Annotated in this window: 26 protein-coding genes; 17 read left to right on the forward strand and 9 right to left on the reverse strand. The window is 67.3% G+C overall.

The features are described 5' to 3' along the window. Window positions 1-201: 201 nt before the first annotated feature. Both H587_RS0115910 and H587_RS0115915 read right to left on the reverse strand, forming a co-directional pair. Window positions 202-1,401, reverse strand: a complete 1,200-nt coding sequence (locus H587_RS0115910; protein ID WP_027177071.1) for a sodium:calcium antiporter — start codon at window positions 1,399-1,401, stop codon at window positions 202-204. 195 nt (window positions 1,402-1,596) lie between these two features. Beyond that, window positions 1,597-2,040, reverse strand: coding sequence for a DMT family transporter (locus H587_RS0115915; protein ID WP_027177072.1), 444 nt, complete (start codon window positions 2,038-2,040; stop codon window positions 1,597-1,599). Between the two features lie 160 nt (window positions 2,041-2,200). Here H587_RS0115915 and H587_RS0115920 point away from each other — a divergent pair, with 160 nt between their 5' ends. From H587_RS0115920 to H587_RS0115940, 5 genes are all read left to right on the forward strand, one after another. Continuing rightward, the gene (locus tag H587_RS0115920) at window positions 2,201-3,007 is read left to right on the forward strand and encodes a sugar phosphate isomerase/epimerase family protein (protein ID WP_034609790.1); all 807 of its coding nucleotides are present in this window, start codon (window positions 2,201-2,203) and stop codon (window positions 3,005-3,007) included. Continuing rightward, window positions 3,004-3,432 (forward strand): PaaI family thioesterase, encoded by a 429-nt coding sequence (locus tag H587_RS0115925; protein WP_027177074.1) that lies wholly within the window; start codon window positions 3,004-3,006, stop codon window positions 3,430-3,432. Before H587_RS0115920 ends, H587_RS0115925 begins: the two co-directional genes overlap by 4 nt. A 409-nt stretch (window positions 3,433-3,841) precedes the next feature. Then, entirely contained in the window at window positions 3,842-4,282 is a 441-nt protein-coding gene (locus tag H587_RS0115930) for a cytochrome c family protein (RefSeq protein WP_245560905.1), read from the forward strand. 9 nt (window positions 4,283-4,291) lie between these two features. Further along, complete coding sequence (locus tag H587_RS0115935; RefSeq protein WP_027177076.1) at window positions 4,292-6,322, forward strand: methyl-accepting chemotaxis protein; 2,031 nt, start codon at window positions 4,292-4,294, stop codon at window positions 6,320-6,322. Window positions 6,323-6,561: 239 nt separating this feature from the next. Beyond that, complete coding sequence (locus H587_RS0115940; protein ID WP_027177077.1) at window positions 6,562-7,089, forward strand: diheme cytochrome c; 528 nt, start codon at window positions 6,562-6,564, stop codon at window positions 7,087-7,089. Window positions 7,090-7,171: 82 nt separating this feature from the next. Here the strand turns inward: H587_RS0115940 and H587_RS19265 are convergent, their stop codons facing one another. Together H587_RS19265 and H587_RS0115950 are read right to left on the reverse strand one after the other, a co-directional pair. Beyond that, window positions 7,172-8,713 carry a hypothetical protein gene (locus H587_RS19265; protein WP_051203059.1) on the reverse strand — a complete coding sequence of 514 codons (1,542 nt, stop codon included), beginning with the start codon at window positions 8,711-8,713 and terminating at the stop codon, window positions 7,172-7,174. A gap of 169 nt (window positions 8,714-8,882) precedes the next feature. Further along, window positions 8,883-9,332: a universal stress protein gene (locus H587_RS0115950; protein WP_027177078.1), complete on the reverse strand. Its 450-nt coding sequence runs from the start codon at window positions 9,330-9,332 to the stop codon at window positions 8,883-8,885. Between the two features lie 261 nt (window positions 9,333-9,593). On the opposite strand from H587_RS0115950, the gene H587_RS0115955 reads away from it, so the two are divergent. The 3 genes from H587_RS0115955 (at window position 9,594) to H587_RS0115965 (ending at window position 12,031) form a co-directional block, all read left to right on the forward strand. Next, the gene (locus H587_RS0115955; protein ID WP_027177079.1) at window positions 9,594-10,451 is read left to right on the forward strand and encodes a hypothetical protein; all 858 of its coding nucleotides are present in this window, start codon (window positions 9,594-9,596) and stop codon (window positions 10,449-10,451) included. Between the two features lie 120 nt (window positions 10,452-10,571). Then, window positions 10,572-11,210, forward strand: a complete 639-nt coding sequence (locus H587_RS0115960; protein WP_027177080.1) for a hypothetical protein — start codon at window positions 10,572-10,574, stop codon at window positions 11,208-11,210. A gap of 47 nt (window positions 11,211-11,257) precedes the next feature. After that, window positions 11,258-12,031, forward strand: a complete 774-nt coding sequence (locus H587_RS0115965) for a hypothetical protein (RefSeq protein WP_027177081.1) — start codon at window positions 11,258-11,260, stop codon at window positions 12,029-12,031. Window positions 12,032-12,123: 92 nt separating this feature from the next. Here H587_RS0115965 and H587_RS0115970 read toward each other — a convergent pair whose 3' ends face one another. From H587_RS0115970 to H587_RS0115985, 4 genes are read right to left on the reverse strand one after another with little or no spacing between them, the layout of a single operon-like run. Further along, the gene (locus tag H587_RS0115970) at window positions 12,124-12,498 is read right to left on the reverse strand and encodes a hypothetical protein (protein ID WP_027177082.1); all 375 of its coding nucleotides are present in this window, start codon (window positions 12,496-12,498) and stop codon (window positions 12,124-12,126) included. After that, window positions 12,495-13,841, reverse strand: a complete 1,347-nt coding sequence (locus H587_RS19270) for a terminase large subunit domain-containing protein (protein ID WP_084630956.1) — start codon at window positions 13,839-13,841, stop codon at window positions 12,495-12,497. The genes H587_RS0115970 and H587_RS19270 overlap by 4 nt, the downstream gene beginning before the upstream one ends. Before the next feature lies 1 nt (window position 13,842). After that, window positions 13,843-14,130: a hypothetical protein gene (locus H587_RS0115980; RefSeq protein ID WP_027177083.1), complete on the reverse strand. Its 288-nt coding sequence runs from the start codon at window positions 14,128-14,130 to the stop codon at window positions 13,843-13,845. After that, a complete protein-coding gene (locus tag H587_RS0115985) occupies window positions 14,127-14,534 on the reverse strand; it encodes a hypothetical protein (RefSeq protein WP_027177084.1) in 408 nt (135 codons plus the stop codon). Before H587_RS0115985 ends, H587_RS0115980 begins: the two co-directional genes overlap by 4 nt. A gap of 197 nt (window positions 14,535-14,731) precedes the next feature. Between H587_RS0115985 and H587_RS0115990 the strand changes: the two genes are divergently transcribed. The 7 genes from H587_RS0115990 (at window position 14,732) to H587_RS19995 (ending at window position 19,256) form a co-directional block, all read left to right on the forward strand. Further along, window positions 14,732-15,199 (forward strand): hypothetical protein, encoded by a 468-nt coding sequence (locus tag H587_RS0115990; RefSeq protein WP_027177085.1) that lies wholly within the window; start codon window positions 14,732-14,734, stop codon window positions 15,197-15,199. Between the two features lie 81 nt (window positions 15,200-15,280). Further along, a complete protein-coding gene (locus H587_RS0115995; protein WP_027177086.1) occupies window positions 15,281-15,601 on the forward strand; it encodes a hypothetical protein in 321 nt (106 codons plus the stop codon). A gap of 634 nt (window positions 15,602-16,235) precedes the next feature. Next, window positions 16,236-17,156 carry a tlde1 domain-containing protein gene (locus tag H587_RS19990; protein WP_051203061.1) on the forward strand — a complete coding sequence of 307 codons (921 nt, stop codon included), beginning with the start codon at window positions 16,236-16,238 and terminating at the stop codon, window positions 17,154-17,156. Beyond that, a complete protein-coding gene (locus H587_RS0116010; protein WP_027177089.1) occupies window positions 17,143-17,829 on the forward strand; it encodes a hypothetical protein in 687 nt (228 codons plus the stop codon). The genes H587_RS19990 and H587_RS0116010 overlap by 14 nt, the downstream gene beginning before the upstream one ends. A gap of 39 nt (window positions 17,830-17,868) precedes the next feature. Continuing rightward, complete coding sequence (locus H587_RS0116015) at window positions 17,869-18,300, forward strand: hypothetical protein (protein WP_027177090.1); 432 nt, start codon at window positions 17,869-17,871, stop codon at window positions 18,298-18,300. A gap of 81 nt (window positions 18,301-18,381) precedes the next feature. Continuing rightward, entirely contained in the window at window positions 18,382-18,816 is a 435-nt protein-coding gene (locus H587_RS0116020; protein ID WP_027177091.1) for a hypothetical protein, read from the forward strand. Between the two features lie 20 nt (window positions 18,817-18,836). Then, window positions 18,837-19,256 (forward strand): hypothetical protein, encoded by a 420-nt coding sequence (locus tag H587_RS19995; RefSeq protein ID WP_156904601.1) that lies wholly within the window; start codon window positions 18,837-18,839, stop codon window positions 19,254-19,256. A 107-nt stretch (window positions 19,257-19,363) separates the two neighbouring features. Here H587_RS19995 and H587_RS0116030 read toward each other — a convergent pair whose 3' ends face one another. Then, window positions 19,364-19,930 carry a hypothetical protein gene (locus H587_RS0116030; RefSeq protein WP_027177092.1) on the reverse strand — a complete coding sequence of 189 codons (567 nt, stop codon included), beginning with the start codon at window positions 19,928-19,930 and terminating at the stop codon, window positions 19,364-19,366. A gap of 290 nt (window positions 19,931-20,220) precedes the next feature. On the opposite strand from H587_RS0116030, the gene H587_RS0116035 reads away from it, so the two are divergent. Beyond that, window positions 20,221-20,568, forward strand: coding sequence for a TraR/DksA family transcriptional regulator (locus H587_RS0116035; protein WP_027177093.1), 348 nt, complete (start codon window positions 20,221-20,223; stop codon window positions 20,566-20,568). Window positions 20,569-20,592: 24 nt separating this feature from the next. Continuing rightward, on the forward strand, window positions 20,593-23,040 hold the full coding sequence (locus H587_RS0116040; protein WP_027177094.1) for a glycosyltransferase: 2,448 nt from the start codon (window positions 20,593-20,595) through the stop codon (window positions 23,038-23,040). Window positions 23,041-23,063: the final 23 nt, after the last annotated feature.

Below are 23,063 nucleotides of genomic sequence, written 5' to 3' on the forward strand. Positions count from 1 at the left end.
GCCCCGCCCCCTTCGTCCGGCTTCGCCGGTTTCAAAAAAAGCAAGGGCCTTCGGCCCCCTTCGAAAAACAAAAGGCGGGAACCATGTCCCGCCTTTCCTTCTTCGTAAACCGAGAGCCTCCCCGCCTTTCTGTATACCGCCGAAGGCGGCCGACTTTCTGGGAACCGCCGAAGGCGGCGACGAAGGCGGCGACGAAGGCGGTTAGATGGTGAAGCCCCGTCGGAGTTCGAGGATTTCACGGCGGCGGTGGAAGGCCAGGACCGTGAACGAGGCCAGGTAGAGGGCGGAGAAGAACGGATGGGCCTGGCTCGGGGGAATGCCGATGTGGGCCTCGGCCAGGAACAGGGGCGAGACGAGCTGGCCCACGAAGAGGACGAAGAGCACGGCCGCCGCGCGCGGGCCCAGGGTCAGCCCGGCGAGCATGGCCACGGCCAGAAGCGACTGGGCCGCGGTGAGCAGCACCTCCTGCATCTGGAAATGGTCCAGGGGAATGGGCGAGAGCCCGCCGCTGCTCACGGCGTAGACCCAGGGGATCATGCCCACCAGCAGGGTCCACTGGTTGAGCTTGGCCGAAAGCAGGCTGCCCAGGGCCGTGGCCGCGTCGCCGCGCAGCACGAACATGATGGCCACGATGAACTCCGGGGCCTCGGAGGCGATGGGCGCCAGCCACTGGACCAGGAGGAACTCGTCCACGCCGAAAATCTTGCCCGAGGCCACGAGGCTTTCGCTGAAGGGCTCGGCGCAGGCCAGGATGACCCCGGCGGCGAAGAGGAACAGGGCGATGGTGGCGGCGCGGCGGCGGTTCTTGGGCAGACTGCCGATGAGGTCGGCGGTGCCGTGCAGTTCGCACTCCTCGCAGGGCCGCTTGCCCGCCAGGCGGATGTACCAGACATAGAGGCCCACGAGGACCATGCCGTCGTACCAGGTCAGGCTGCCCTTGAGGGGCACGAGCATGGCGTAGGCCGTGGCCAGGCCGAGGAAGAGCACCTCGGTGCGGCGTTCCGGGGCCAGGGTCACGCGGTTGCGGGTCTTGAGCCAGAAGAGTCCGGCCACGGCGGCCCAGGCCACGCCGATGAGCAGGCGGTTGGCCCCGGTCATGTTGGCGATGGCGTAGTGGGCGTAGCTGGACTCGGGATGCTGCCCGGCCATCCAGGTGAAGTACATGTCCACCGCGTACTCGGGGAGCACGGCGATGAAGGCCACCACGGCCAGGGCCAGGCTCTGGGGGATGTCCATCTGGGCCACGTCGCAGGCCCAAAGCAGCAGGAAGGACGCGGCCAGGATCGCCGTGCCCGCGACCAGGGCCATGACCGGCGCGGACGGATGGATCTCCAGCAGACGCAGGATCGGCCCGGGCAGGGCCAACAGAAGAGCCAGGGACAAGGGAAGATACTTGGACATGGTTCGGAACCTCCTCTCGGCCGGGGCGATAAAAAAAGCCTCCGGCATGAATGTTCATGCCGAAGGTCTCGCCAGCAGGTTCCGAACCCGCGACAGGGCCAGGCGGTGACGCCAGGATGTTGACCCTGCCCGATGCGGCTACTCCCCCTCGGGAAAGGTGATCCTGCCCCAAGGACGGGGCGCTGTCAAGACGGACTAGAAACGCTGGACCAGCACGGCCCCGGCCACGAGCAACGCCGCGCCCAGCATCCGCAGGGGGCTGGCCTCGCGCAGGGCGTAGCCCACGAGGCCGAAGTGGTCCAGGGCGATGGAGGCCGCCAGCTGCCCGGCGATGATCCAGGCCATCATGGTGGCCGCGCCCAGGCGCGGGGCGAGCATGACCGTCACGGCCACGAAGAAGGCCCCGAGCACGCCGCCGGTCCAGGACCACCAGGGGGCCTGGGACATCTCGGCGGCCGGGGGCCAGGGCAGACGCAGGATCAGGGCGTAGGCGGCCAGGGCCAGGGTGCCCACCGCGAAGGAGACCAGGGCGGCCTGCTCCGGCGTGCCGAGCGTCAGCCGCAGCCGGGCGTTGATCCCGGCCTGCACGGGCATCAGGGCCCCGGCCAGCAGGGCGAGGACGACCAGAATCTGCTTCATGCCTCCAGCCTTAGCCGGGGCGCGAGCGGTTGGCAAGCCCGCCCGGCTTCGCCGGTTCGTGCAAAGGTCACGAGGCTCTCGCCGCTCAATGAACCGGCGCAGCCGGACCGTTCGTCGAAAAGTCTGCCCAAAACCTCCGGTTTCGTGTCATGAGAGGATCATGGAAGTCGACGGACCCATGCTGCTCCTGTCCACGGGCTGCCTGTTCCAGCGTTCCCTGCCGGAGATCGCTGAAATCGCGGCCCAGGCCGGTTTCGGCGGCCTGGAGCTGATCATCAACGATCCGCTCATGGCCCCGGGGCCGGGCATGGACGCGGTGGACGCCATCCTGCCCGTCCGCAGCCTGCACGCGCCCTTCCGGGGACACGACCGCTGGGGCGGCTACGTGGAGTCCTGGCGCGCGGCCGTGGCCTTGGCCAATTCCCTGCCCCTGGCCGGGAACGTGACCCAGCACCCGCCGGGCAGGTCCGAGGCCGGGGCCGGACGCTGGTTCGCCCGGGCCGTGGACCTGCCGCTGCTGCTGGACGCCCGGGGCCGCGTGGGCCTGTCGCTGGAGAACCTGCCCTGGCCGCCGGACGCCTCGCCGTTCGGCCGCGACCCGTTGGACGAGCTGCTGGACGCCTGCCGTTCGCGCAACCTGTGGCTGACCCTGGACGTCTGCCACCTGGGCGTTTCCGGCCGCGATCCCCTGCGGGCCCTGGACCGCGTGCCCGCCGACCTCCTGGCCAACGTCCACTTCTCCGACGCCAGGGGATTCCAGGAACATCTCCTGCCCGGCCAGGGAAACCTGCCGCTGCATGGGATCCTGACCCGGCTTGCGGAGCGCGGCTACAGTCGTTACATCACCCTGGAAGTCCAGCCCGGCGCCCTGCCCCCCTCCAGCGTGGAGGCCGTGATCCGGCTCTCCGAACTGCGCGAATGGATGGAGCAATCCCTCACCGCCGGGCTACGGGAGGCCGCGTCATGAACGATCCCGCCGCTTACCTGGAAGCCGTGTCCCGGCCGGGCCAGAGCGTGAACAACCTCTTCAACTTCCTGGGCATCGAAGTGGTCGGCATGGACGACGAAAAGACCGTCCTGCGCCTCACGCCCCGGGCCGAGACCCTCCAGGGCGGCAGCGTCCTGGCCGGGGGGATCATGGCCACCCTCCTGGACGAGACCATGGCCCACGCCGTGCTGCGCACCCTCAAGCCGGGCCAGACCACGGCCACCGTGGAGATGAGCACCCGCTTCTTCAACCCGGTCACCGCCTCGGCCGTGGACGGACCGCCCCTCGTCTGCGAGGCCCAGGTGGTCCGCAAAGGCCAACGCATCGCTTTCGCCGAGGCCGAAATCCGCGACCACCAAGGCGCGGTCGTGGCCCGCTGCAGCGCCTGCTTCGTCATCCGCTAGCCCCCTTCGGGGGGTTATAGAAAGGCAAAGAGGCTCCCGGCTCTCTCCTCTTTCTCCTTTCACGGCGGCGTGAACATCCGTGGGGCCGGGGATGCCGCCTCCCTGTCTCATTGAAAACCGGCGAAGCCGGGCCGAAGGCCCCCCGGCTGCGCCGCCCGCCGCATCATGCCAAAAAAAACATTTCATCCAACCTCCCAGGTTTATGAAAGATTTTCCAACCCCTCGGCGACGTGCCACCATTCCTGCATTTCGTTACATTGACAGAACAACATCCACGCAATACGAGTCAATTTGAAGCGTTGTTCCTTTCGCGATTCTTCGTTTAAGAATGTGTGATCAAAGGCAGCGGCCGGAGACCAGCAAACGATGAATACTGGAGGAAGCCATGCACGAGATGAAATTCATCTTCATGTCTCTCCTTGCTGCTTCAATTCTTTTCCATTGCCAGGCAGAAGCCGCCGAACAAGCCTCTTACGTCGGTTCAAAGGTATGCTCCCAGTGTCACGAAAAAGAGCATTCCCGGTTCAGTAAATACTCCAAGAAGGCGCACTCCTGGAAATCCATCGCGGTGATGCGTAAAAAGCTCACCCCGCAGGAGTTGCAGGGCTGCTACGACTGTCATACCACCGGGCACCGCAAACCCGGCGGCTTCGTGAGCATCGAGCAGACCCCCGACCTCGCCGACGTGGGTTGCGAGACCTGCCACGGCCCCGGCTCGGTCCACGCCGCCTCCGGCGATCCCAAGGACATCCGCCGCACGCCCGAGTTGGCCGACTGCCAGACCTGCCACAACGCCGAGCGCGTGGCCGACTTCCGCTTCAAGCCCCTGATCGCCGCCGGCGCGCACTAGGAGGCCGGGATGAACATCCGCGATTCCATCAACGCCAAGCTGACTCTGCTCGTGGCCCTCATCGCCACCGCCGCCTTCGCCGGAGTGCTGCTCCAGAACTCCCTGGCCCAGCGTTCGCTCATGTCCTCCTCCATCAAGAAGGCCGCCGCCGAGGAGGCCGACGTGCTCTTCATGGGCATCGAAAAACCCATGGTCGTGGGCGACAGCGAGGGCACCACCAAGGAATTCCACGCCATCAAGGAGAAGTTCCCCCACGTGGCCGCCTACATGACCGCCTTTGACGGCAGCGTGACCTACGGCACGGACGAGGCGGCGCTGCGCCGCCCCGTGATCGAAGCCCTGCCCGACGCGGCCATCCGCCCTCTGCTGGAACGCGGACTCAAGCAGCCCATCCGCGAGTCCACATTCCTGGACAGCGGCGGCAGGCACCGCGTGGCCCGGGTCATCTCCATCCCCAACGCCCCGCGCTGCCACCACTGCCACGGCGCGAGCCAGCCCATCCTGGGCCAGATGGTCCTGCTCGCGGACGTGAGCGGCGAATGGGCGGCAATGAACCGCCAGGCCCTGACCTCCGCCGCCAGCGGCGCGGTGGGCCTGATTCTCCTGATCGCCGCCTCGGTGGTGGCCATCCGGCGCATCCTCATCTCCCGCTTCCAGTCCATCGCCGACGCCGCGGGCAAGGTCAGCTCCGGCGACTTCGACGTCCGCTTCGACGTCAAGGGTTCCGACGAACTGGCCAAGCTGGCCCACGACCTCGGCTCCATGGTCGGCCAGCTCAAGAACAAGCTCGGCTTCTCCGAGGGCGTGCTCAAGGGCATCCCCACCCCCTGCATGCTCGTGGGCCCCGAGGGAACCATCCTCTGGCTCAACCAGCTCATCTGCGACTTCCTGGAAAAGACCGGCCCGCTTGAGCAGTACGTGGGCCAGAAGCCCGGCGTGTTCCTCTGGAACGATCCCGTGCGCGTGACCCTGGCCGAGAAGGCCATCAAGGAACGCCGCCCGCTCAGCGGCGAACGCGAGTTCACCACTCCCTCCGGCAGGCGCGGCTACTCCAGCGCCCAGGCCACCCCCTTCTTCGACATGGACGGCGAACTCCTCGGCGCGATCTACTTCTGGAGCGACGTCACCGCGATCCGCACCCAGCAGAAGCGCATCGAAACCCAGCACGCCCTGCTGGCCCAGGCCGCGACCCGCGCCGACGAGATCTCCGACCGTCTGGCGACCGCCGCCGCACAGCTCTCGGCCCAGATCGAGGAGGCCAGCACCGGCTCCGGCCACCAGCGCGAACGGACCCAGGAGACCGCCGCGGCCATCGAGCAGATGAACGCCACGGTCCTGGAGGTGGCCCGCAACGCCGCCGACGCGGCGGGCAACGCCGATCAGGCCCGCGAACGCGCCCAGCAGGGCGAAACCATCGCCGACAAGGCGGTGGCCGCCATCGAGGCCGTGCGCGACGACACGGCCCGCATGGGCGAAAGCCTGCACGCCCTCGGCGATCAGGTGGAGGACATCGGCAAGGTCATCGAGATCATCACCGACATCGCGGACCAGACCAACCTCCTGGCCCTGAACGCGGCCATCGAGGCCGCCCGCGCGGGAGAGGCCGGACGCGGCTTCGCGGTCGTGGCCGACGAGGTCCGCAAGCTGGCCGAGAAGACCATGAACGCCACCAAGGAAGTCCACACGGCCATCGCCGGAATCCAGGACAGCGCCCGGGTCAACATCGAGCACATGGACCGGGCGGGCCAGGACGTGCAAAACGGAGCCGAGCTCGTGCGCCGCGCTGGCGACTCCCTCAAGTCCATCGTCGAGGTCTCCGTGGGCACCGCCGATCGCGTCCGCTCCATCGCCACCGCCGCCGAGGAGCAGTCCGCCGCCAGCGAGCAGATCACCCGTTCCGTGGACGAGATCAACCACATCGCGGAAGACACCGCCCACACCATGAGCCAGTCCGCCGAGGCCACCGCCGAGGTCGCCCGCATGGCCTCGGCCCTCAAGACCGTCATCGCGGACATGCGCACGGCGGGAGAAGACGAATAGCGGACAGGAAACCCCGGGGGCTCCCCGCCCCCGGACCCCTGGCCAGGGCACGGCCCTGGACCGGATAGTGGAGCGGGTTCCAGCGGGCTTTGCCCGCTGGAACCCGCTCCACGGTCGGCCCAAAAAGCAGAGAGTTTTCTTCCGTCTTTCTGAAACGGGGCGAAGCCCCACCGATCCGGTTGCCTCTTCCCCGGGCATGGTCTAGCGTAACGGGATCCCTCACCGGAAGGAGAACGCCCATGAACAAGCGGACTCTGCTCTCCCTGTGCGCGGCCCTGCTCCTCTGCGCCGCGTCTCCGACCTGGCTCCTGGCCGACGGCCACGGAAAGAACCGCGACCGCCGGAGCGAATGCGGAACCCTGCCCCGAAACGCGGCCTACGACGAAAGCTGCGGCGGCTGCCATTTCGCCTATCAGCCCTGGCTGTTGCCGTCCGGTTCCTGGAAGGCCGTCCTCGCGGGGCTGGACGACCACTTCGGCAATCCCGTGGTCCTGCCGGACGGCCGCGAGGCCGAGCTGGCCGCCTATCTTGAAGCCAACGCCGCCGACCGCTTCCCCTCCAGACGCGCCGAAAAGATCATGCGCGGCCTCGGCTCGACCACGCCCGCCCGGATCACCGACGTGCCCTACATCCTGCACAAGCACCATGAACTGGACGACGCCGTGCTCAAGCGGCCCTCGGTCGGCGGCCTCGCCAACTGTCCGGCCTGCCACACCACAGCGGCCCAGGGCGTCTACGACGACGACAACGTGATCATCCCCCGCTGACCGCCTTCGGCGGTTTTCAGAAAGGCGGGGAGGAATCTCTTCGCCTCTCCATGAACCGGCGAAGCCGGCCCCCTTCGGGGGTTTATGGAACGGCCGAGAGGCTCCCGCCGTTCGCCTTTCCATGCTCCGGCGAAGCCGTGCCGGAGCCTTCGCGCGAGTGTTTGCCCTTGAGGAAGTCCAGGCCCAGGGCGACGCCCAGGGCCTTGAGCGCGGAGGTTCCGCTTTTCGGCGTTCCTCCCGCGCCGCCCTCGTCCCAATACTGGGTGTGGCAGCACACGGTGCGCGACAGGAACCCGTCGGCGGGCGTGGCGGCCACGTCGCGGACGCCTCGGCCGAACACCGGGCCCAGCGGCCCGCCGATCATGTCCCCGAAGATGAGGCGATGGTAGGGGAAGTAGATGTTGGTCCAGCGCGTGGGCGCGAAGGGCGCGCCGTGGTGCAGGAGCCGCACGCTGCGCCGGACCGGCCCCTGCTCCGTCCCGATGTCGTAGTGCTGCTCGTAGCCCAGGGGCTCGTCGAGCACCGGCGGGCAGCAGGGGTATTCGTACTGCTCCTTCGTGGCCGCGAACTCCTCAGGCGTGCGGGCCATGAGCAGTTGCCCGTGGGCCAGGGGCGCGCCCAGGGTCACGAAGTCCGTCACCAGCCAGGGAACCCCCACGCCGACATTCTCGGCCCAGAGCCGGTGTTGGGCCTGCCGGTAGGCCTCGATCCCGGCCGGGCCCGAGTCGGCGTTCACCTTCTCCGCCTCCTTGCCGAATCCCTTGAGTTCCAGCTGCTTGCCCGGGTTGGGCGGGTCCGGCTTGCGCAGGTCCGTCCAGAGGTTGCGGATGATGTCGTAGCCGATCACCGAACCCAGGCTGTGGCCCACGATCACGATGCGCGTGTACTTTCCCGAGGCGTGCAGCGCCCGGAGGAGCTTCAGGCCCTCGGCGCGGATCGTGTTGCGCGCCGCGATGTTGCCCGGCGTGGGCGAGAGGTAGCGGGCCGCGTCCGCCACCACGCCGAGCACGACCTTCTTCAGCAGGATCGGCAGAACCAGCGAGGCCAGGCCGCTCAGGCCGGTCAGCAGGCCCGTGCTCCAGGTCGGAATGGGAATGAAGCGGAACAGGCTCAGGTCGACGATGCCGAGGGCGAACGCCAGCGCGGCCGCCAGCAGGGACCAGATCGCGTAATACGCGGGCCGCAGCGCTCCGGGCACCGAGGAGGGCCGCCGCCGGAGCAGCTCCCAGGCCCAGCCGAGCACGTGGCCGTAGGTCGAGCCCTCCATGTGGTGCGCCCAGTAGTATTCGTAGAAATCCGTCAGCGGCCGCCCGGCCCCGTGGTTGCGCGGAGCCTGGAGACAGCGGGTCTCCAGCAGCTCGTTCATGGCGTCGGGTTTGCTGCGGTACTTGCGCTTGTAGCGGGGATCGGGGTCCAGCACCGCCTCCACGAACCCGCGCAGGGTGTCCATGGGCCGCTGCTCGCCGACTCCGTGAATCACCACCACGGCCTGGCGCACCTTCCGGCTCTCGGCCGCGACCTCGCGGCTCCGCGCCGGACGTCCGCCCTCCTCGACCCCGGTCCGCTCTTCCCCGGCCTGCCCGGCCGACACCTCTTCCGGTTCCCCGGCGCGTTCGCTGGTCATGCGGCCTCCCATGGAGATGAGTCAGGACGTATGCATTGACGCATACCCCGTTCGGGGGATTATGGAAAGGCCGACATGTCCCCGCCTCTCGGTCTTTCTGAAAACCGGCGAAGCCGGTCCCCTTCGGGAGTTTATGGGAAGGCGGGGAGGGCGCTCGATTTCCGCCTTTCTATACCCCGGCGAAGCCGGTCTCCTTGACGATGAGCGTGGGGCAGGCGGTGTTGTGCAGGACGTAGTTGCTGACGCTGCCGAGCAGCAGGCCCGCCAGCCCGCCCAGGCCCCGGCGGCCCATGATCACCAGGGTGCAGCCGCGTTCCTTGGCCAGGGCGGACACGGCCGCGCCCGGGTCGCCGTGGAGCGTCTCCTCGGCCAGTTCGCCGGTGAAACCCTGGAACACGGCCCGGGCCTTCTCCATGACGACCTTGCCGTTCTCGTCCAGCTCGTTCAGCAGCAGCGGCGGCACGATGATGGCGTCGCCCACGAGATAGGCCGCGTTGGGCACCACGTGGACCAGCGTGACCCGGCCGCCGAAGGCTTCGGCCAGCGCGCGGGCGTGGCGGGCCGCCGTGAGCGAGGCGTCGGAGCCGTCCACGGGCACGAGGATGTCGTCGAAGGTCATGGTCCCCTCCTTTTTTCGGTTTGCGGCGCTTCCGCGCCACCTCCCTCATACCCCCTTCGGGGGTTTATTGAAAGGCGGAGAGCCGGAAGCCTTTCCCGCATTTCTATACTCCCCCGAAGGGGGCGAAGGCGGGGAGCCGGGGCTTGCTTCTCGTGGCACTTTTTTGCTAAGGAATCCGGTTTGGTGAGTTTCGGCTCGATTCCGCGCCATCGAGCGGATGCCGAGCGGTTCAGGTTTGCAACGCCGGGCTGTGAGGTATGTATGCTTGAGGACGCGTCGTCGGGCGGCACGCCGCCCCTGGGGCCGGAGTGCGCGGAACGCCTGAACGGGGAGATTCTCGCCCTGCGCGGCCCTGTCCGGGGCCTGTCGCTCCCCGCGCTGCGGGCCTTGCTCGGCCGGGTGAGCAACCGCGACCTGGCCATTCTCGTCCGCACCCCTCCCTTTGACCGCGATCTGCTCACATTCCTCGGCCGAGGCCTGGCCCCGGCGGCCTTCGACATGCTGCGCCGGGACTGCGACCGCTGGACCGGCTGCGCACCCGGGCACCTGGACGAGGCCGTCCGCGCCCTGACCGAGGCCCTCGACGCGGACGGCCTCCTGGCCCAGGCGCGCGACCGGCTGGCCGCCTACGACGAGTTCCATCCCCTGCCCCAGGGCGTGATCGACTTCATGAAGGAACTGGGAGCCGAGGAAGGCGACGACCTGCTCCGGGGTGGAGAGTCCAAGGCCCCCTTCGCGCTCTCGCCCGACGCCCCGCCGCCGGAACAGGCGGTGGAAATCCTGGCGATACGCCTGGCCTGCCGCCGAGCGGGGTTCCTGTTCATCGAGGAGCCCGCCAGAACCTCCGGCGGTTCCGCCCTGGCCGAGGTCGCGGACGTGGTGAACGCGGTGGAGGGCGGCGACCCGGACCGTCTCGCGCGCGCCCTGGCCGACGCGCAACGCCGGGGCGAGGCGGCCTTCGGGCTGCTGGAGACCGTGCTGGCGGCGGTCCTCTTCTCCACTCCCGAAAAACTCTTCCAGACCCTGAACGCGGCGGCCGCCGAACCGCTCGACCCCGGGCTGCTCCACGCCCCGCCTCCGGGCCGGTCCGCATGCGCGGACCGTGTCGCGGAGACGTAGGCGCGGGAAGCGGCGGCCGGGGGGACGCCGAGGATCCTCTCCCTCCCCCCTGGCCCGGTGGCCGGAACCGACCGGGCATGGCGGATGATGTTTCCCCACACGACAAACCTGGAGTGACTGATGCGTTCCCTGATCGTGTTCCTGTACCAGGAGGCGGAATCCGCCACCTTCATGCTCTTGGCGGCCCTGGGCCTGGCCCTGCTGGTCTGGCTCGTCGGCCTCCTCGTGATGTCCATCCGCAAGAGGGGCCGCCGCCTCCGCTTCGCGGCCTGGTGTCTCGGCGCGGTCCTGGCCCTGCTCGGCGCGGCGGGGTTCTTCCTGTACACGGACGCCCTGTACGAGAGTCATGAGGCGGGCCGCCTGGCCAGGCTGGACAGCCGGGTCCGGTCCATCTCCGCCCTTCCCGTGAGCATCGCCGACCTGGATGTGGACATGAAGTACTTCGCCGTCCGCATGGCCGACGAGCCCGGCTTCACCTTCGACGCGGTCCAGCCGGATCTGGCGGCGGAGTTGGAAAGACGGGGCCTGGCCCCGGACGAGGGCGAGAGCGTCTACGTCCTGTCCCGCACCGTGGACCGCTTCTTCGCCGGGCCCCACGAGTTCGTCACCGGCGGCTGGCTGCTGTATGTGCGCGACAAGGGCACCATCGACGACGGGTTCAATATCCGCGAGGCCGTGCGCTTCACCACCGGCGGCGACCTCCCGGATTGCGGGGACTGCCCCACGATCTACAGGTTCTTCCAGGCCCACCGGGAATAGTTCGGGCGGTCCCGACGAAACAATGCGATCCAAGGGGAAACGACGCCATGTGGAAACGCATCCTGCTGCTCATCGTCCTGGCCCTCGCGCTCGCGATCGCCGCGCTGTCCCTCCTCGAGCACCTGCATAACCTGGACGCGATCGTGTCCAACCGGGCCGGCGGCCTTGAAAACATCCCGAAAGCCGACGCCCCCCTGAAATCGGTCGCGCAGAAACTCGACTACAATCTGAAGTACATCGGGGAGGACGCCGCCAGGAATCCGTCCTTCTGGAATTTCCTGCGCTCCGAAAACGCGGAACTGACGCGCGCGTATCTCGTCGCGGCGGACGACTTCCTGCGGGCGCAGGGGGAGTTCGTGGACGTGCAGATGGGGATCGACGGATTCCTGGACACCATGCTCGCCGCCTCGAACGGCACGGACACCACCACCATCACGAGCAAGGAAACGTCCAGCGAAAACGAAATCTGCTGGCGCTCGCTGGCCCGCCACGCGCGGATCTGCGAGAACACCTCCGTGCGTGTGCGGCTCCTGGCCAAGGCGGCCGAGGACTACCAGGCCGCCGTGTCGAAGCTGGCGCCGCGCCTTAAGGCCCAGGGCCTCTCCGTCCCGGACCAGCGGGCCGGATACGCCAGGATGGAGGCTCTCCTGCGCGGCGAATGGGTGCGGCGGCGGGCGGACTTCCTCGTGCGCCACTTCCATGCCCCGGAACGCGGGGAAGCCGACCTGGTCCAGGTCAACGAGGATCTCCAGAAGGAACTCGACCGCATGGTGGAGTCATTCAAGAAACACGCCGCCGAGCAAGGCGTCTCCCTCGACTGACCCCCTTCGGGGGATTATAGAAAAGGCGAAAAGGCTTTCACCTCTTCGCCTTTCTGGAAACCGGCGAAGCACCGGGAGCCTCCTCCGCCTTTCTATGAACCGCCGAAGGCGGAGGCATCCAGCCGCGCCACCTGCACGACCGTCTGGCCGGTGAAGCCCATGAGGCGGGTAAACTTGGGCCAGCGGGGGTCGGGCCGGTCCAGGTCCGCGCGCAGGGCCAGGACGTGCGACTTGCCCAGCCGGGCGGCCTCGGCCCGCAGCCAGAGGGCGTCGCCTTGCAGGGAGCGCAGCACGCGCGGCCCGAAGCGCGACAGCTCCAGGTGGGCCTCCAGGTTGTCCGGCCCCTCGGCCAGGGCACCGAAGCCGTAAACGCCCCGGCCGTCGTAGAGCTCGAAGAAGCGGTAGCGATCCAGGTCCGGCAGATAGGCCAGGGCCGGGGGAATGTCGCGGCTCGCGCGGACGCTCATTTCTCCCTCCCGAAGGGGTTGAAGTCGTTGATGGTGCGCTGGGGCAGGCTGCCCGAGCGGGCCGGGCGGAAACCCACGGCCAGGTAGCGGAAGGCGTCCGTGGCGTGGCTCGTCCAGTCGTGCAGGGGCAGGGGCCGGAAGGCGTTCATCCGGTCCGAGTATTCGCGGCGGTAGTGGCGCAGGGCCTCCACGCCCTGCTCGCAGCGCCCGGCGTCGAAGCGGCAGCGCGGCAGCAGGGCGCGCACCGCGTTGATGCCGTCGGCCAGGGGAATGTTCGGGCAGACCTCGAAGCGCAGGCCCAGGCTTCGGGCCATCTCCAGCCGGGATTTGCCCGTGCCCAGCTCGCGCACGCGGATGTCGTGGGGCGCGATGTGGCTGCCGTAGGTATAGGGCTTGCCGTCCAGCACCTTGACGTAGTGGTCCAGGCCCATGCCGGAGTTCTCATAGTAGTCCACCAGCCGGATCTCGCCGCCGGGCGCGGCCTGGAAGAACCAGACCGCCGTGGAGTCGGACATGCCCAGGTCCCAGGCCGTGTGCACGGGCATGGCCGGGTCGTGGGGCGCCACGCCCAGGCGGCCGTCGCGCTCCAGGTCGGCCATGAGCCCGCCGAAGTAGGCCCCGCGCACCGCCGCCGTGAACGAACACTCGAATTCCTGTTCGTACTCCTCGGGGCTCATCTCCCGCTGGGCGGCGGCCAGCTCGTCCGGGTCCAGCAGGCCGGTGAAGCTCGCCCGGTAGAGCCCGGCGTACCAGTCCGGGTCGCGCTGGGCCCGGCGGAAGAGGTCGTGGAAGACGTTGCGGCCCTGGGGCGTGCCGATGAACAGGGCCCAGCCCTTGCGGTCGGCCAGGGCCGGGCGGATGACCTCGCTCCAGACCCGCAGCGGCATCTGGGCCATCTCGTCGAACACCGCGCCGTCCAGGTAGACCCCGCGCAGGGAGTCCGGATCGTTGGCCCCCAGCAGGCGGATGCGCGCACCGTTGGCCAAGTCCGCCCGCAGCTCGGACTCGCTGAAACGGGCCTCCACGCCGGAGTCCGGCCCGCAGTAGCGCTTGAGGTAGTCCCAGACCACGGTCTTGGCCTGCTTGCAGTAGGGCGCGATGTAGGCCCCGCGCCAGTCCGGCCGGTCCGTGGAGAGCGCCGCCGCGATGAGCCGGTTCACCGAGAGCACGGTCTTGCCGAAGCGGCGGTGGCAGACGAGCACGGAAAAACGTTTCAGCCGCGACTCGATCTCGGCCTGCCAGCGGTGCGGGGCGTAGAGCGCGGACGCCCTGGGCGCCGTTTCCGGGGCCGGAGCTTCAAGCGCCGGCACCGTCGAGGCCTTGGCCTTCTTCCTCGGGGCCATGTCAGCGGCCCTCCCGGCGGGTCTTGAGCTGGTCCTTGATCTCCTGGAGCATGGCCTGGATGCTCACGATCCGCTCTTCCACCCGCTCGACCTTGAGGGCCGTGGCCTGCCCCTCCTCCAGCCGCCGCTCCACGCGACAGATCTGATCCTCGGCGGCGCGCAGGCGCTCGCCCAGGCCGCTCACCAGGGCGGCGGCCACGGCCAGGGCCGAGGCCACGGAGAGCAGCGTGCCCAGGTCCAGGCGGCGCTCCAGCCGCCAGGTTCCAGACGGTTCGCGCGCGGGGGTCACTTGCCGCCTCCCAGGGCGTCGCGCACCCCGCGCACCGCGCCGGGCAGGTAGTCGCCCAGCTTCTTGACCCCGAGCACGGCGGCCACGATCCAGAAGGTGATCTCCAGGAACCAGTCCGGGAGCATCTCCCAGCTTCGCAGCACGCGCGCCGCGTCCTCGGGGCAGAACCCGCTCCAGACGAAGAACCCGATCCAGGCGAAGAACAGCACGTCGTCCTTCCAGCCCGCGTTCTCCAGCTGGCGCATCTCCCATTCGTGGTTGAACTCCGCGTCGGACTGGGCCAGGCGCATGCGGTTCTCCATGACCGCCTTCTTGAGGGCCTGGCGGTCCTTGAGATGGTCGGACACGCCGTTGACGATGGTGGTCAGCACCCCGGCCACGGCGCCGATCAGGGGAAAAGCCATGACGCAAACCTCCTCTGTTTGCGCCCAGCCTAGCCCCGGTTTCCGGCCCCCGCGAAGAAATGCAGCTGATTTGCAGGCGATTGCATCGAAAGAGCATCTTGACCGCCTTCGGCGGTTCATGAAAAGCCCCTTCCGAGGAACATGAAGAACCAGGGGGCCTTCGGCCCTTTTCAGGACGGAAAAAGGAGACGCCGTTCATGCCGCACCAGACAAAGAACACACCACTGCCGATCCGCCATCTCATGCTTCTGTGCCTGCTCATCCTGCCGTCCGCCCCGGCCTCGGCCCAGGACCTGTCGGGGAAATACTGCGTCGTCTCCGAATCGGAATGGACCCAATGCATTGAATTGAAGCCCGGCGGAAAATGCCTGATCATCAATGAGGCCTGGGATCCGACGGATGCGCCCGAAGCCCGCTATGGCCTGGAACGAAAGACCGTTGAGTGCGGCTACGCGATGCATGACGGCATGCTGGAGGTGACGTATGGCCGCGTCACCGATGTGTTCGCCCCGGGCGTGTATGACTGGCGGGAATTCGGCTGGAAGGGCTGGTCGCCGGGCCTGAAGCGGGCCGGTTCCGCTCCCGAGAAATCCATCCTGCACAAGACGTTGATCTACTGGCAAGAACCAATGGACGCCCTGCGCCTCGACGCCGATCCGCATTGACTCTCCCGGGGAGCTGCGGAAGGGTGTGCGTTCGCCACGAAGACACGGCGGTTGATATTCAAGAAAGAAGGCTTCGCTGAAATGAAAAAAGCCGCATCCCTCATCCTCTTCATGCTCATGGCAAGTCCGGCCCTCGCCCAGGATCTGCACGGCTCGTATTGCCTGGCCACTGAAACCGAGTGGAACGAGTGCATTGAGTTGGAACAAGGCGGCGCGTGCCGGATCGTCACCGAGGTTTGGGAGGCCACGGACGGCTCCGGGCCGCGCAAGGACCTGGAACGCAAGGGAAAGAAGTGCAATTACGAGGTTCAGGGCGATCAGGTGTTGCTGACCTACGAGGGACGGACGGAAACCCTGAAGGCCGCCTATTACGACTGGGCGGAGGAAATGTGGAAGGGCTAGGGGCCGGGCCTGAAGCCGGTGGAGCCCCGCGCCGGGCAGAGCGCACTGTATTCCCGGGTGTATTGGAAAGAACCCACGCACAAGCTGCGGGTCAGCGAGCCTCCGTGTCGATGACCGCGCGGATCGAAGGGAACGCCATCAGCTTCGACACCCCGGCGGAGTGGGATTATCCGGGGCATTTTCAGGGTATGATCTCCGCGCGGAAAGTAAGCGGCGTCTTGAGGCTCCAAAATGGCGTGGACGTGCCCTTGGACCTGCCCCGCCGGGCCGGCTATTGGGACGACCCGATTTCCCAATAATCGCCCGCCTACGCCCGCCTTCGTCCGCCTTCGGCGGGTTCTAGAAAGGCGGGGCCAGCGTCACCCTTTTGCAGAACGGGCCCCTCCGGGGCGTTACAGAAAGCCGCCTTCGGCGGTTCATGGAACAGCCAAGGAGCTCCCGTCTTCCCCCTTCGGGGGTTTATAAAAAGGCAGGGAGATTCCCGGCTTTCCGCCTTTCTGGAAACCCCCGAAGGGGGCAGGACGTGGCCTGTCAACGTGCGAATTCGCTGCAATGAGCTGCATATCCCCTGCTTTTCTTCTCCAGCCCCCAAAACGCCCCTTATGGTTCGTTGAAAACCTATAGGAGGCGGCATATGCTGCGGGACAGAAAAGGACGGAAATTGTGGATTCAGACGGAACGCGGGGAGTTTCAGCCCCTGGAGTCCTACGGGCAGATCAACGAACGCAGAAAGTCACAGTCCGGCCCGGACTGGTGGGTGGTGGCCAAGGAACCCGACTGGGCTCCGCCCAAGCGGCGGATGTCCCTGGTGGCGGGAGGCTTGAGCGGGCACACCAAGCCCAACTCCCACGGCGACCAGCAGCCCTACGATGAGCTGGGCCGCTACGCCGGGCCCGGAGAAGGGGCCTGGAGCGAGAAGCCCGAGGGGGAAAAGACCAGGGGCGGAAGCCTGCTTTCCGCCTTTCTGAAAACCTCCGAAGGGGGCGAAGCCGGTGGGGACATCCTGCTTGATGGGGGCGAGTTCCGAGCCGAGGCCCATTGGCTGGATGAGAATCCGCACTCGGCCAAGGCTCAATCGGGCAATCTGCCCAATGCCGGGCAAGCTCCGATGCGGGCGACGCCCGAGCCGCAAGAGGCGGATGAAAAGTCCTCGGAGAATGCGGCCCCCCAGCGCAAGCCGAAGATTTACATCTATGAACAATCCACTGGAAAGTTCTTCGACAGTGCTGGCAACTTGTTGGCCACAGAATATTCTGGAGCCGGGAAAGGAAAAAATAATCCTGACATGCAGCACGTGCCAAATATTGGCCCAACACCGCGTGGAGATTGGGAAGTGGTTGGCGTGGACCAGAAGAGGAAGGGGCATCGGCTCATTCTGCGGCCATTGCCAGGAAATACTGTATTTGAGACGGAACGTAGGCCAAAGACATTCCAAGTTCATGGCGATTTTTTGGACCCAGTGAAGCGCGGCACTGCGTCTCAGGGGTGCATTATCCTTCCGTCGCTGGTACGGCACCAACTCCAGCCAGGAGACATCATCCGTGTGGTTCGCTGAACTGTTCCGGGTCGTCCTGATAGCGGCCTGCATCCTGCTCCCGGTTGTTCCGGCCCGAGCCGATGAGACGTCGTTCGTCCTGGACGAGCAGCTCTTTCCACCCACCGGGGATGGGTTCAGCTTCGAAGGGAAGAGAGACACCCCGCTCGACGAACGGCTGTTCGTCCTGCCCTGGGTCACGCTGGAAAAGGACACCGAAGCGGACATCCTGCGCCGCTTCGGCAAGGCCCGATCCATCCCCGGCCTGGAGCGCTTCGCCTATTGCTACGAGGAGGCCGGTTCCGGCGTGGTGGCCGTGCTCTCGGGATTCCGCGGCGATGTGGTCCAGGTGATGCTGGCGGATTCCGCGCGAAGGCTGACGGACGCCCGGCTGTGCGCGCGCGTGCCCAAGGGGACCTTCACCACAGCCACGGCGGCCGGGCTGCGCCTGGGCATGACCCGCGACGAGGCCGTGCGGCTCCTGGGCGCGCCCATGCTGGAAACCCCGTCCCGGCTCTACTACGGCCAAACCCTGGAGATTCCCATGGACCCGGAGTCGCGGGAGCATTACAGCCGACTCCAGCCGAACTTCACGGACGATGACGCCTGGTTCTACGAAGAGCGCACCATCATCGTCCGTTTGGACAAGGGCCGGGTCTATTCCTTCACCCTCTGCCGGGTCACTTCCACCTGACCCCCTTCGGGGGTTCATGAAAAGGCAAAAGAGACGAACATGAAGTGCATCATGCTGGGTTCATTCCTGCTCATTGCGTCCACTGCCGCCTTGGCCCAGGACCTCTCCGGCGCCTATTGCGTGGTGACCGAATCCGAATGGGCGCAGTGCCTCGAGTTGCGGCACGGCGGCGAATGCCGGATCGTCACCCAGTTCTGGGACCCCACGGAAGGTTCCGGCCCCCGAAACAACATGACCCGCAAGGAGACCCCGTGCCGCTACGAGGTGAACGGCGACTTGGTGTCGCTGGCCTACGAAGGCCGCACGGAGGTGATGAAGGCCGCTGTTTACGACTGGGCGCAGTTTGCCGGACAGGGCTGGTCGCCGGGCCTGGAACTGGTCAATCCGACATACGAGAGAGGTTGGCTGGACCCCAGGGTTTATTGGAAGGAACCCAAGGACGCGTTGCGCCTCGACGCCGATCCGCATTGACTCTCCCGGGGAGCTGCGGAAGGGTGTGCGTTCGCCCCGAAGACGCGACGGTTGATATTCAAGAAAAAAGGCTTCGCTGAAATGAAAAAAGCCGCATCCCTCATCCTCTTCATGCTCATGGCAAGTCCGGCCCTCGCCCAGGACATGTTGGGAAAATACTGCGTGCTGACCGAGTCCGAGTGGAGCGAATGCATTGAGTTGAACACCGGCGGCGCGTGCCGGATCGTCACCGAGGTCTGGGAGGCCACGGACGGCTCCGGGCCGCGCAAGGATTACGACCGCAAGGAAACCACGTGCAGCTACGAGGTGAGGGGCGGTCAGGTGCTGCTCACGCACCACGGCGTCACGGAAGCCCTGAAGGCCGACTTCTACGACTGGAAGGAGGAGCTGCTGGACGGCTGGTCCCCGGGCCTGAAGCCGGTGGAGCCCCGCGCCGAAAAGAGCGTCCTGAGTTCCCGAGTGTATTGGAAGGAGCCCATGGACGAACTGCGGGTCAGCGAGCCTCCGCGTCGATGACCGCGCGGATCGAGGGGAACATGGGGAAAAGAATAGTCCTGCTTTTCATTCTGGCCCTGTTGTCGGCGGTCGCGGCCCATGCAGGATCGAAAGCGGCCGCCGGGAGCGGTTTCGCCGGGACGTATTCGACCATGTACTACAACAACGAGGGCGGCGACCTACTGGGCGAGGAGTTGCGCATCGTCCTCGGCAAGTCCGGCTACAAGGGAATCCTGCAATTCAGCGAAGGCCGCCCGAGCGATCCCGTGCTCATGGATGTGCGGATCGAAGGGAACGCCATCAGCTTCGACACCCCGGCGGAGTGGGATTATCCGGGGCATTTTCAGGGTACGATCTCCGCGCGGAAAGTAAGCGGCGTCTTGAGGCTCCAAAATGGCGTGGACGTGCCCTTGGACCTGCCCCGCCGGGCCGGCTATTGGGACGACCCGATTTCCCAATAAACCGCCCGCCGCCTTCGGCGGGTTCCAGAAAGGCGGGGGAGCCGGAAGAAGCAAAGGCGGAAGAGGCGCATGCCCCTTCCGCCTTTTTGCGTCCCTCGGAAGGATGGTCAGGAGGCGGCCCGGCGCAGGGCGGCTTGTCGCCGGTGCACGGCCTTGGGGTACCAGGTGGTGAAGACCAGGGTGCCGAGCAGCACGGCGTAGGTCAGGAACTCGTAGGCCAGGTCCGGCATGACCGGGGCCAGGGCCTTGTTCAGGGCGATTCCGGCGTTGACGGTGAAGACCAGGCCCCAGACCAGGCTGATGCGGGTGTTCGTGCGCAGGAACACCGGGTCGTTCCAGAGCGAGGGGTCGGTGTGGCCGCGGGCGTAGTCCAGGGAGAAGGGCTTGCCCATGCCGAGGGTGATCCAGACCCCCAGGCCCAGGGCCGCGTTGGCCAGCACGCCCATGAAGCGCACGGTCCACATGTTCTCGAAGACGAACACCGCGACCAGGGCGTAGCCGAAGAACAGCAGGCCCATCCAGAGGATCACGCCCCGATGCAGGCGCAGCACGCCCATGATCACCGTGAGCGCGAAGGCCGTGATCAGGCCGAGCTTGAGCCGGAACAGGCTGCCGTGGGCGATGAACAGAAAGGCCAGCCAGGGGGCGAATCCGAGCAGCAGCTTGAGGAACATGCGGGCTCCTTGCGGGTTGGGGGTCCGGTGTCGACGCGCTCCATTGCAACGACCATAGGCATATATGCCGCCCGCCCCCCGCAGTCCAGCCGCTTTCGCCCGCCTTCGTCCGCCTTCGGCGGTTTTCAGAAAGGCGGGAAGAGAAACGTTTCTCCGCCGTTCCATGACGTCCCGAAGGGACACGGAAACGTCACCGGATCGCGGCGATCCGTCACCGGCCTTCTGCTATTCCCTGCTCATTTGATGGACCCGGGAGGGTCCGCAACCGATCCGAGCAAGGAGGAACGGCCATGACCGAGCGGCAGAAGCGGCAGATTCGCGAACGGCTGAAGGAACGGGTCGCGGTGTTGACCATACGGGCGGAGCAGGCGGACCTGACCCTGGCCAACTGCCCGGACGAATCGGACCTGGCCACGGAGATCACCCGCCACAACCTGGACCTGGCCCTGCGCGAACGCGAGCACCGCGAACTCCGTGAGGCCGAGGAAGCCCTGAAACGGTTCGACGCTCCCGACTACGGCCTGTGCGAGGACTGCGGCGGCCCCATCGGCACGGCCCGGCTCCTGGCCCGGCCGAGCACGCGGCTGTGCGTCTGCTGCCAGGCCGAACGGGAAGAGCCCGCCCTGTCCGCCGCCTGACCGGCCGTTCCCGACGGAGGAAGCATGAGCGCCACGGGATTTCGCATCGACCTGCACGTGCATTCCAAGCACTCCACGCGGCCCTCGCAGTGGATCCTCCAGAAGCTCGGCTGCTCCGAGAGCTACACCGAGCCCCAGAATATCTACCGCCTGCTGCGCGCGCGGGGCATGGACCTCGTCACCATCACCGACCACAACACCCTCGCCGGAGCCCTGGAGATCGCCCACCTGCCGGGCGCGTTCGTCAGTGAGGAGATCACCACCTACTTCCCCGGCGACCGCTGCAAGCTGCACGTGCTCGTCTACGGCGTCACCGAGGCCCAGCACCGCGACTTCCAGGAGCTGCGCGAGAACGTCTTCGAGCTGCTGCCCTACCTGCGGGAGAACGGCATCGCCCACGTCCTGGCCCACCCCCTGTTCGCGGTCAACGAGCGGCTCACGCCCGAGCACTTCGAGCAGTGCCTCGTGCTCTTCAACACCTTCGAACTCAACGGCACCCGCGACGCCTTGCAGAACACGGTGCTCAAGGAGATCATCACCGGCCTGACCCGCCCCGGACTGGAGCGGCTGGCCGACAGGCACGGGCTCGAACCCTGGGGCGACACGCCCTGGGTCAAGGGCTTCACCGGCGGCTCGGACGACCACTCCGGCCTGAACGTGGCCCGGATGCACACGCGCTTCCCGGGCCCGGCCGACCTGGAGTCCGTGCTCGGCGGTCTGCGCGGCCGCCTGGGCGAGCCCCTGGGCACGGCCGCCACGCCCATGACCATGGCCCACAACATCTACAGCATCGCCTACCAGTTCTATAAAAACCGCGTGCCCATGCCCGGCGCGGCCGCCGACATCCCGGCCCTGCGTTTCGCGGACCAGGCCCTGGACCCATCCGAGGAGACTCCGGCCCCGGGCCTGCTGGCCCGCGTGCAGAGCTTCTTCAACCGCCGCAAATCGGCCCTCTACCTGCGCTGGGCCACGGGCGGCGAGGCCCACCAGGTGCTGCTCAAGGAGGCCGCCGCCATCGTGGGCGCGGACCAGGGCTTCCAGGCCGTGAGCCGGGGCGAGGTGCGCGACATGGCCCTCATGGAGAACGAGTGGTACCGCTTCGTGTCCCGGGCCACGGACCGCGTGCTCTCCCAGTTCGCGGACCGCATCCTGACCAGCCTGCTCCAGGCCCGGCTCTTCGACGTCTTCCACACCATCGGCTCGGCCGCCTCGCTCTACGCCCTGCTGGCGCCCTATTTCGTCTCCTTCGGCCTGTTCGCCTCGGAACGGGCCTTCTGCGACCGCTGCCTGGCGGCCTTCGGCGAAAAGCCCCGCCACCCCCGCAAGGAGGGGCTCGCGATCGCCCACTTCACGGACACCTTCCGAGAGGTCAACGGCGTGGCCCGGACGATCCGCCAGCAGCTCACCCTGGTGGGCAGGCACGACAAGCACATGCGGGTCATCACCTGCGGCCAGGACGCCCCGGCGGACATGGCGGGCGTGGCCGACTTCGAGCCCGTGGGGGCCTTCGAGATCCCGGTATACCCCCAGCTCCAACTCTTCTACCCGCCGTTCCTGAAGATGCTCGCGCACTGCTTCGAGGAGGACTTCGACCTCCTCCTGGCGGCCACGCCCGGGCCGGTCGGCCTGGCGGCCCTGGCCATCGCCCGCATCCTGAAGACCCCCATCCACGCCACCTACCACACGGCCTTCCCGCAGTACGTGGCCGCGCTGACCCGGGACACCAACCTGGAGGACGCGGCCTGGCGCTACATGCTCTGGTTCTACAACCAGATGGACGTGGTCTACGCCCCCTCGCGGGCCACGGTGGACGAACTGGTGGCCCGGGGCATCCCGGAACACAAGGTCAAGACCTATCCGCGCGGGGTGGACGTGACCCACTTCCACCCCTCCAAGCGCAACGGTTTCCTCAAGCGCTACGCCGCCGGGCCCGGCCTCAAGCTGCTCTACGTGGGCCGCGTGTCCAGGGAAAAGGACCTGCACGTGCTCACCGAGGCCTTCCGCAAGCTGCGGGCCATGCGCCGCGACCTGGAGCTGGTGGTGGTCGGAGACGGCCCCTACCTGGCCGAAATGAAGCAGGCCCTGCGCGGCCTGCCCGCCTGCTTCACCGGCGTGCTCGAGGGCGAGGATCTGGCCGCGGCCTACGCGAGTTCGGACATCTTCGTCTTCCCCTCGGCCACGGACACCTTCGGCAACGTGGTCCTGGAGGCCCAGGCCTCGGGCCTGCCGGTCATCGTCACCGACCGGGGCGGCCCCAGGGAGAACATCATCCCGGACCGCACCGGCCTGGTGGTGGCCGCCGGAGACCCGGACGCCCTGGTCCGCGCCGTGATCCACCTGGCCGACTCCCCCGAACGGCTTTCGCTCATGCGCGAGAACGCCCGGGCCGGCATGGAGCGCCGCACCTTCGACGAAACATTCCTCCAGACCTGGGACATCTACGGGTCGTCCCTGCGCGCCGGCGCGGCTTAGCGGCTTCGCCGCATTCCAGAAAG

Origin of the sequence: Desulfovibrio aminophilus DSM 12254 (genome assembly GCF_000422565.1) — a bacterium.
Classification (GTDB): Bacteria; Desulfobacterota; Desulfovibrionia; order Desulfovibrionales; family Desulfovibrionaceae; genus Aminidesulfovibrio; species Aminidesulfovibrio aminophilus.

What these genes read in the sequence shown, in the direction of transcription:
- H587_RS19270 (WP_084630956.1), bottom strand. Translation starts at nt 13,841, where the DNA reads ATGGCCCCGAGGAAGAAGGCCAAGGCCTCGACGGTGCCGGCGCTTGAA.
- H587_RS0115915 (WP_027177072.1), bottom strand. Translation starts at nt 2,040, where the DNA reads ATGAAGCAGATTCTGGTCGTCCTCGCCCTGCTGGCCGGGGCCCTGATG.
- H587_RS0116040 (WP_027177094.1), top strand. Translation starts at nt 20,593, where the DNA reads ATGAGCGCCACGGGATTTCGCATCGACCTGCACGTGCATTCCAAGCAC.
- H587_RS0115925 (WP_027177074.1), top strand. Translation starts at nt 3,004, where the DNA reads ATGAACGATCCCGCCGCTTACCTGGAAGCCGTGTCCCGGCCGGGCCAG.
- H587_RS0115910 (WP_027177071.1), bottom strand. Translation starts at nt 1,401, where the DNA reads ATGTCCAAGTATCTTCCCTTGTCCCTGGCTCTTCTGTTGGCCCTGCCC.
- H587_RS0115940 (WP_027177077.1), top strand. Translation starts at nt 6,562, where the DNA reads ATGAACAAGCGGACTCTGCTCTCCCTGTGCGCGGCCCTGCTCCTCTGC.
- H587_RS0116030 (WP_027177092.1), bottom strand. Translation starts at nt 19,930, where the DNA reads ATGTTCCTCAAGCTGCTGCTCGGATTCGCCCCCTGGCTGGCCTTTCTG.
- H587_RS0115970 (WP_027177082.1), bottom strand. Translation starts at nt 12,498, where the DNA reads ATGAGCGTCCGCGCGAGCCGCGACATTCCCCCGGCCCTGGCCTATCTG.
- H587_RS19990 (WP_051203061.1), top strand. Translation starts at nt 16,236, where the DNA reads ATGCTGCGGGACAGAAAAGGACGGAAATTGTGGATTCAGACGGAACGC.
- H587_RS0116035 (WP_027177093.1), top strand. Translation starts at nt 20,221, where the DNA reads ATGACCGAGCGGCAGAAGCGGCAGATTCGCGAACGGCTGAAGGAACGG.
- H587_RS0115960 (WP_027177080.1), top strand. Translation starts at nt 10,572, where the DNA reads ATGCGTTCCCTGATCGTGTTCCTGTACCAGGAGGCGGAATCCGCCACC.
- H587_RS0115995 (WP_027177086.1), top strand. Translation starts at nt 15,281, where the DNA reads ATGAAAAAAGCCGCATCCCTCATCCTCTTCATGCTCATGGCAAGTCCG.
- H587_RS19995 (WP_156904601.1), top strand. Translation starts at nt 18,837, where the DNA reads ATGGGGAAAAGAATAGTCCTGCTTTTCATTCTGGCCCTGTTGTCGGCG.
- H587_RS0115920 (WP_034609790.1), top strand. Translation starts at nt 2,201, where the DNA reads ATGGAAGTCGACGGACCCATGCTGCTCCTGTCCACGGGCTGCCTGTTC.
- H587_RS0116015 (WP_027177090.1), top strand. Translation starts at nt 17,869, where the DNA reads ATGAAGTGCATCATGCTGGGTTCATTCCTGCTCATTGCGTCCACTGCC.
- H587_RS0115965 (WP_027177081.1), top strand. Translation starts at nt 11,258, where the DNA reads ATGTGGAAACGCATCCTGCTGCTCATCGTCCTGGCCCTCGCGCTCGCG.
- H587_RS0115985 (WP_027177084.1), bottom strand. Translation starts at nt 14,534, where the DNA reads ATGGCTTTTCCCCTGATCGGCGCCGTGGCCGGGGTGCTGACCACCATC.
- H587_RS0115930 (WP_245560905.1), top strand. Translation starts at nt 3,842, where the DNA reads ATGTCTCTCCTTGCTGCTTCAATTCTTTTCCATTGCCAGGCAGAAGCC.
- H587_RS0115935 (WP_027177076.1), top strand. Translation starts at nt 4,292, where the DNA reads ATGAACATCCGCGATTCCATCAACGCCAAGCTGACTCTGCTCGTGGCC.
- H587_RS0115955 (WP_027177079.1), top strand. Translation starts at nt 9,594, where the DNA reads ATGCTTGAGGACGCGTCGTCGGGCGGCACGCCGCCCCTGGGGCCGGAG.
- H587_RS19265 (WP_051203059.1), bottom strand. Translation starts at nt 8,713, where the DNA reads ATGACCAGCGAACGCGCCGGGGAACCGGAAGAGGTGTCGGCCGGGCAG.
- H587_RS0115990 (WP_027177085.1), top strand. Translation starts at nt 14,732, where the DNA reads ATGCCGCACCAGACAAAGAACACACCACTGCCGATCCGCCATCTCATG.
- H587_RS0116020 (WP_027177091.1), top strand. Translation starts at nt 18,382, where the DNA reads ATGAAAAAAGCCGCATCCCTCATCCTCTTCATGCTCATGGCAAGTCCG.
- H587_RS0115950 (WP_027177078.1), bottom strand. Translation starts at nt 9,332, where the DNA reads ATGACCTTCGACGACATCCTCGTGCCCGTGGACGGCTCCGACGCCTCG.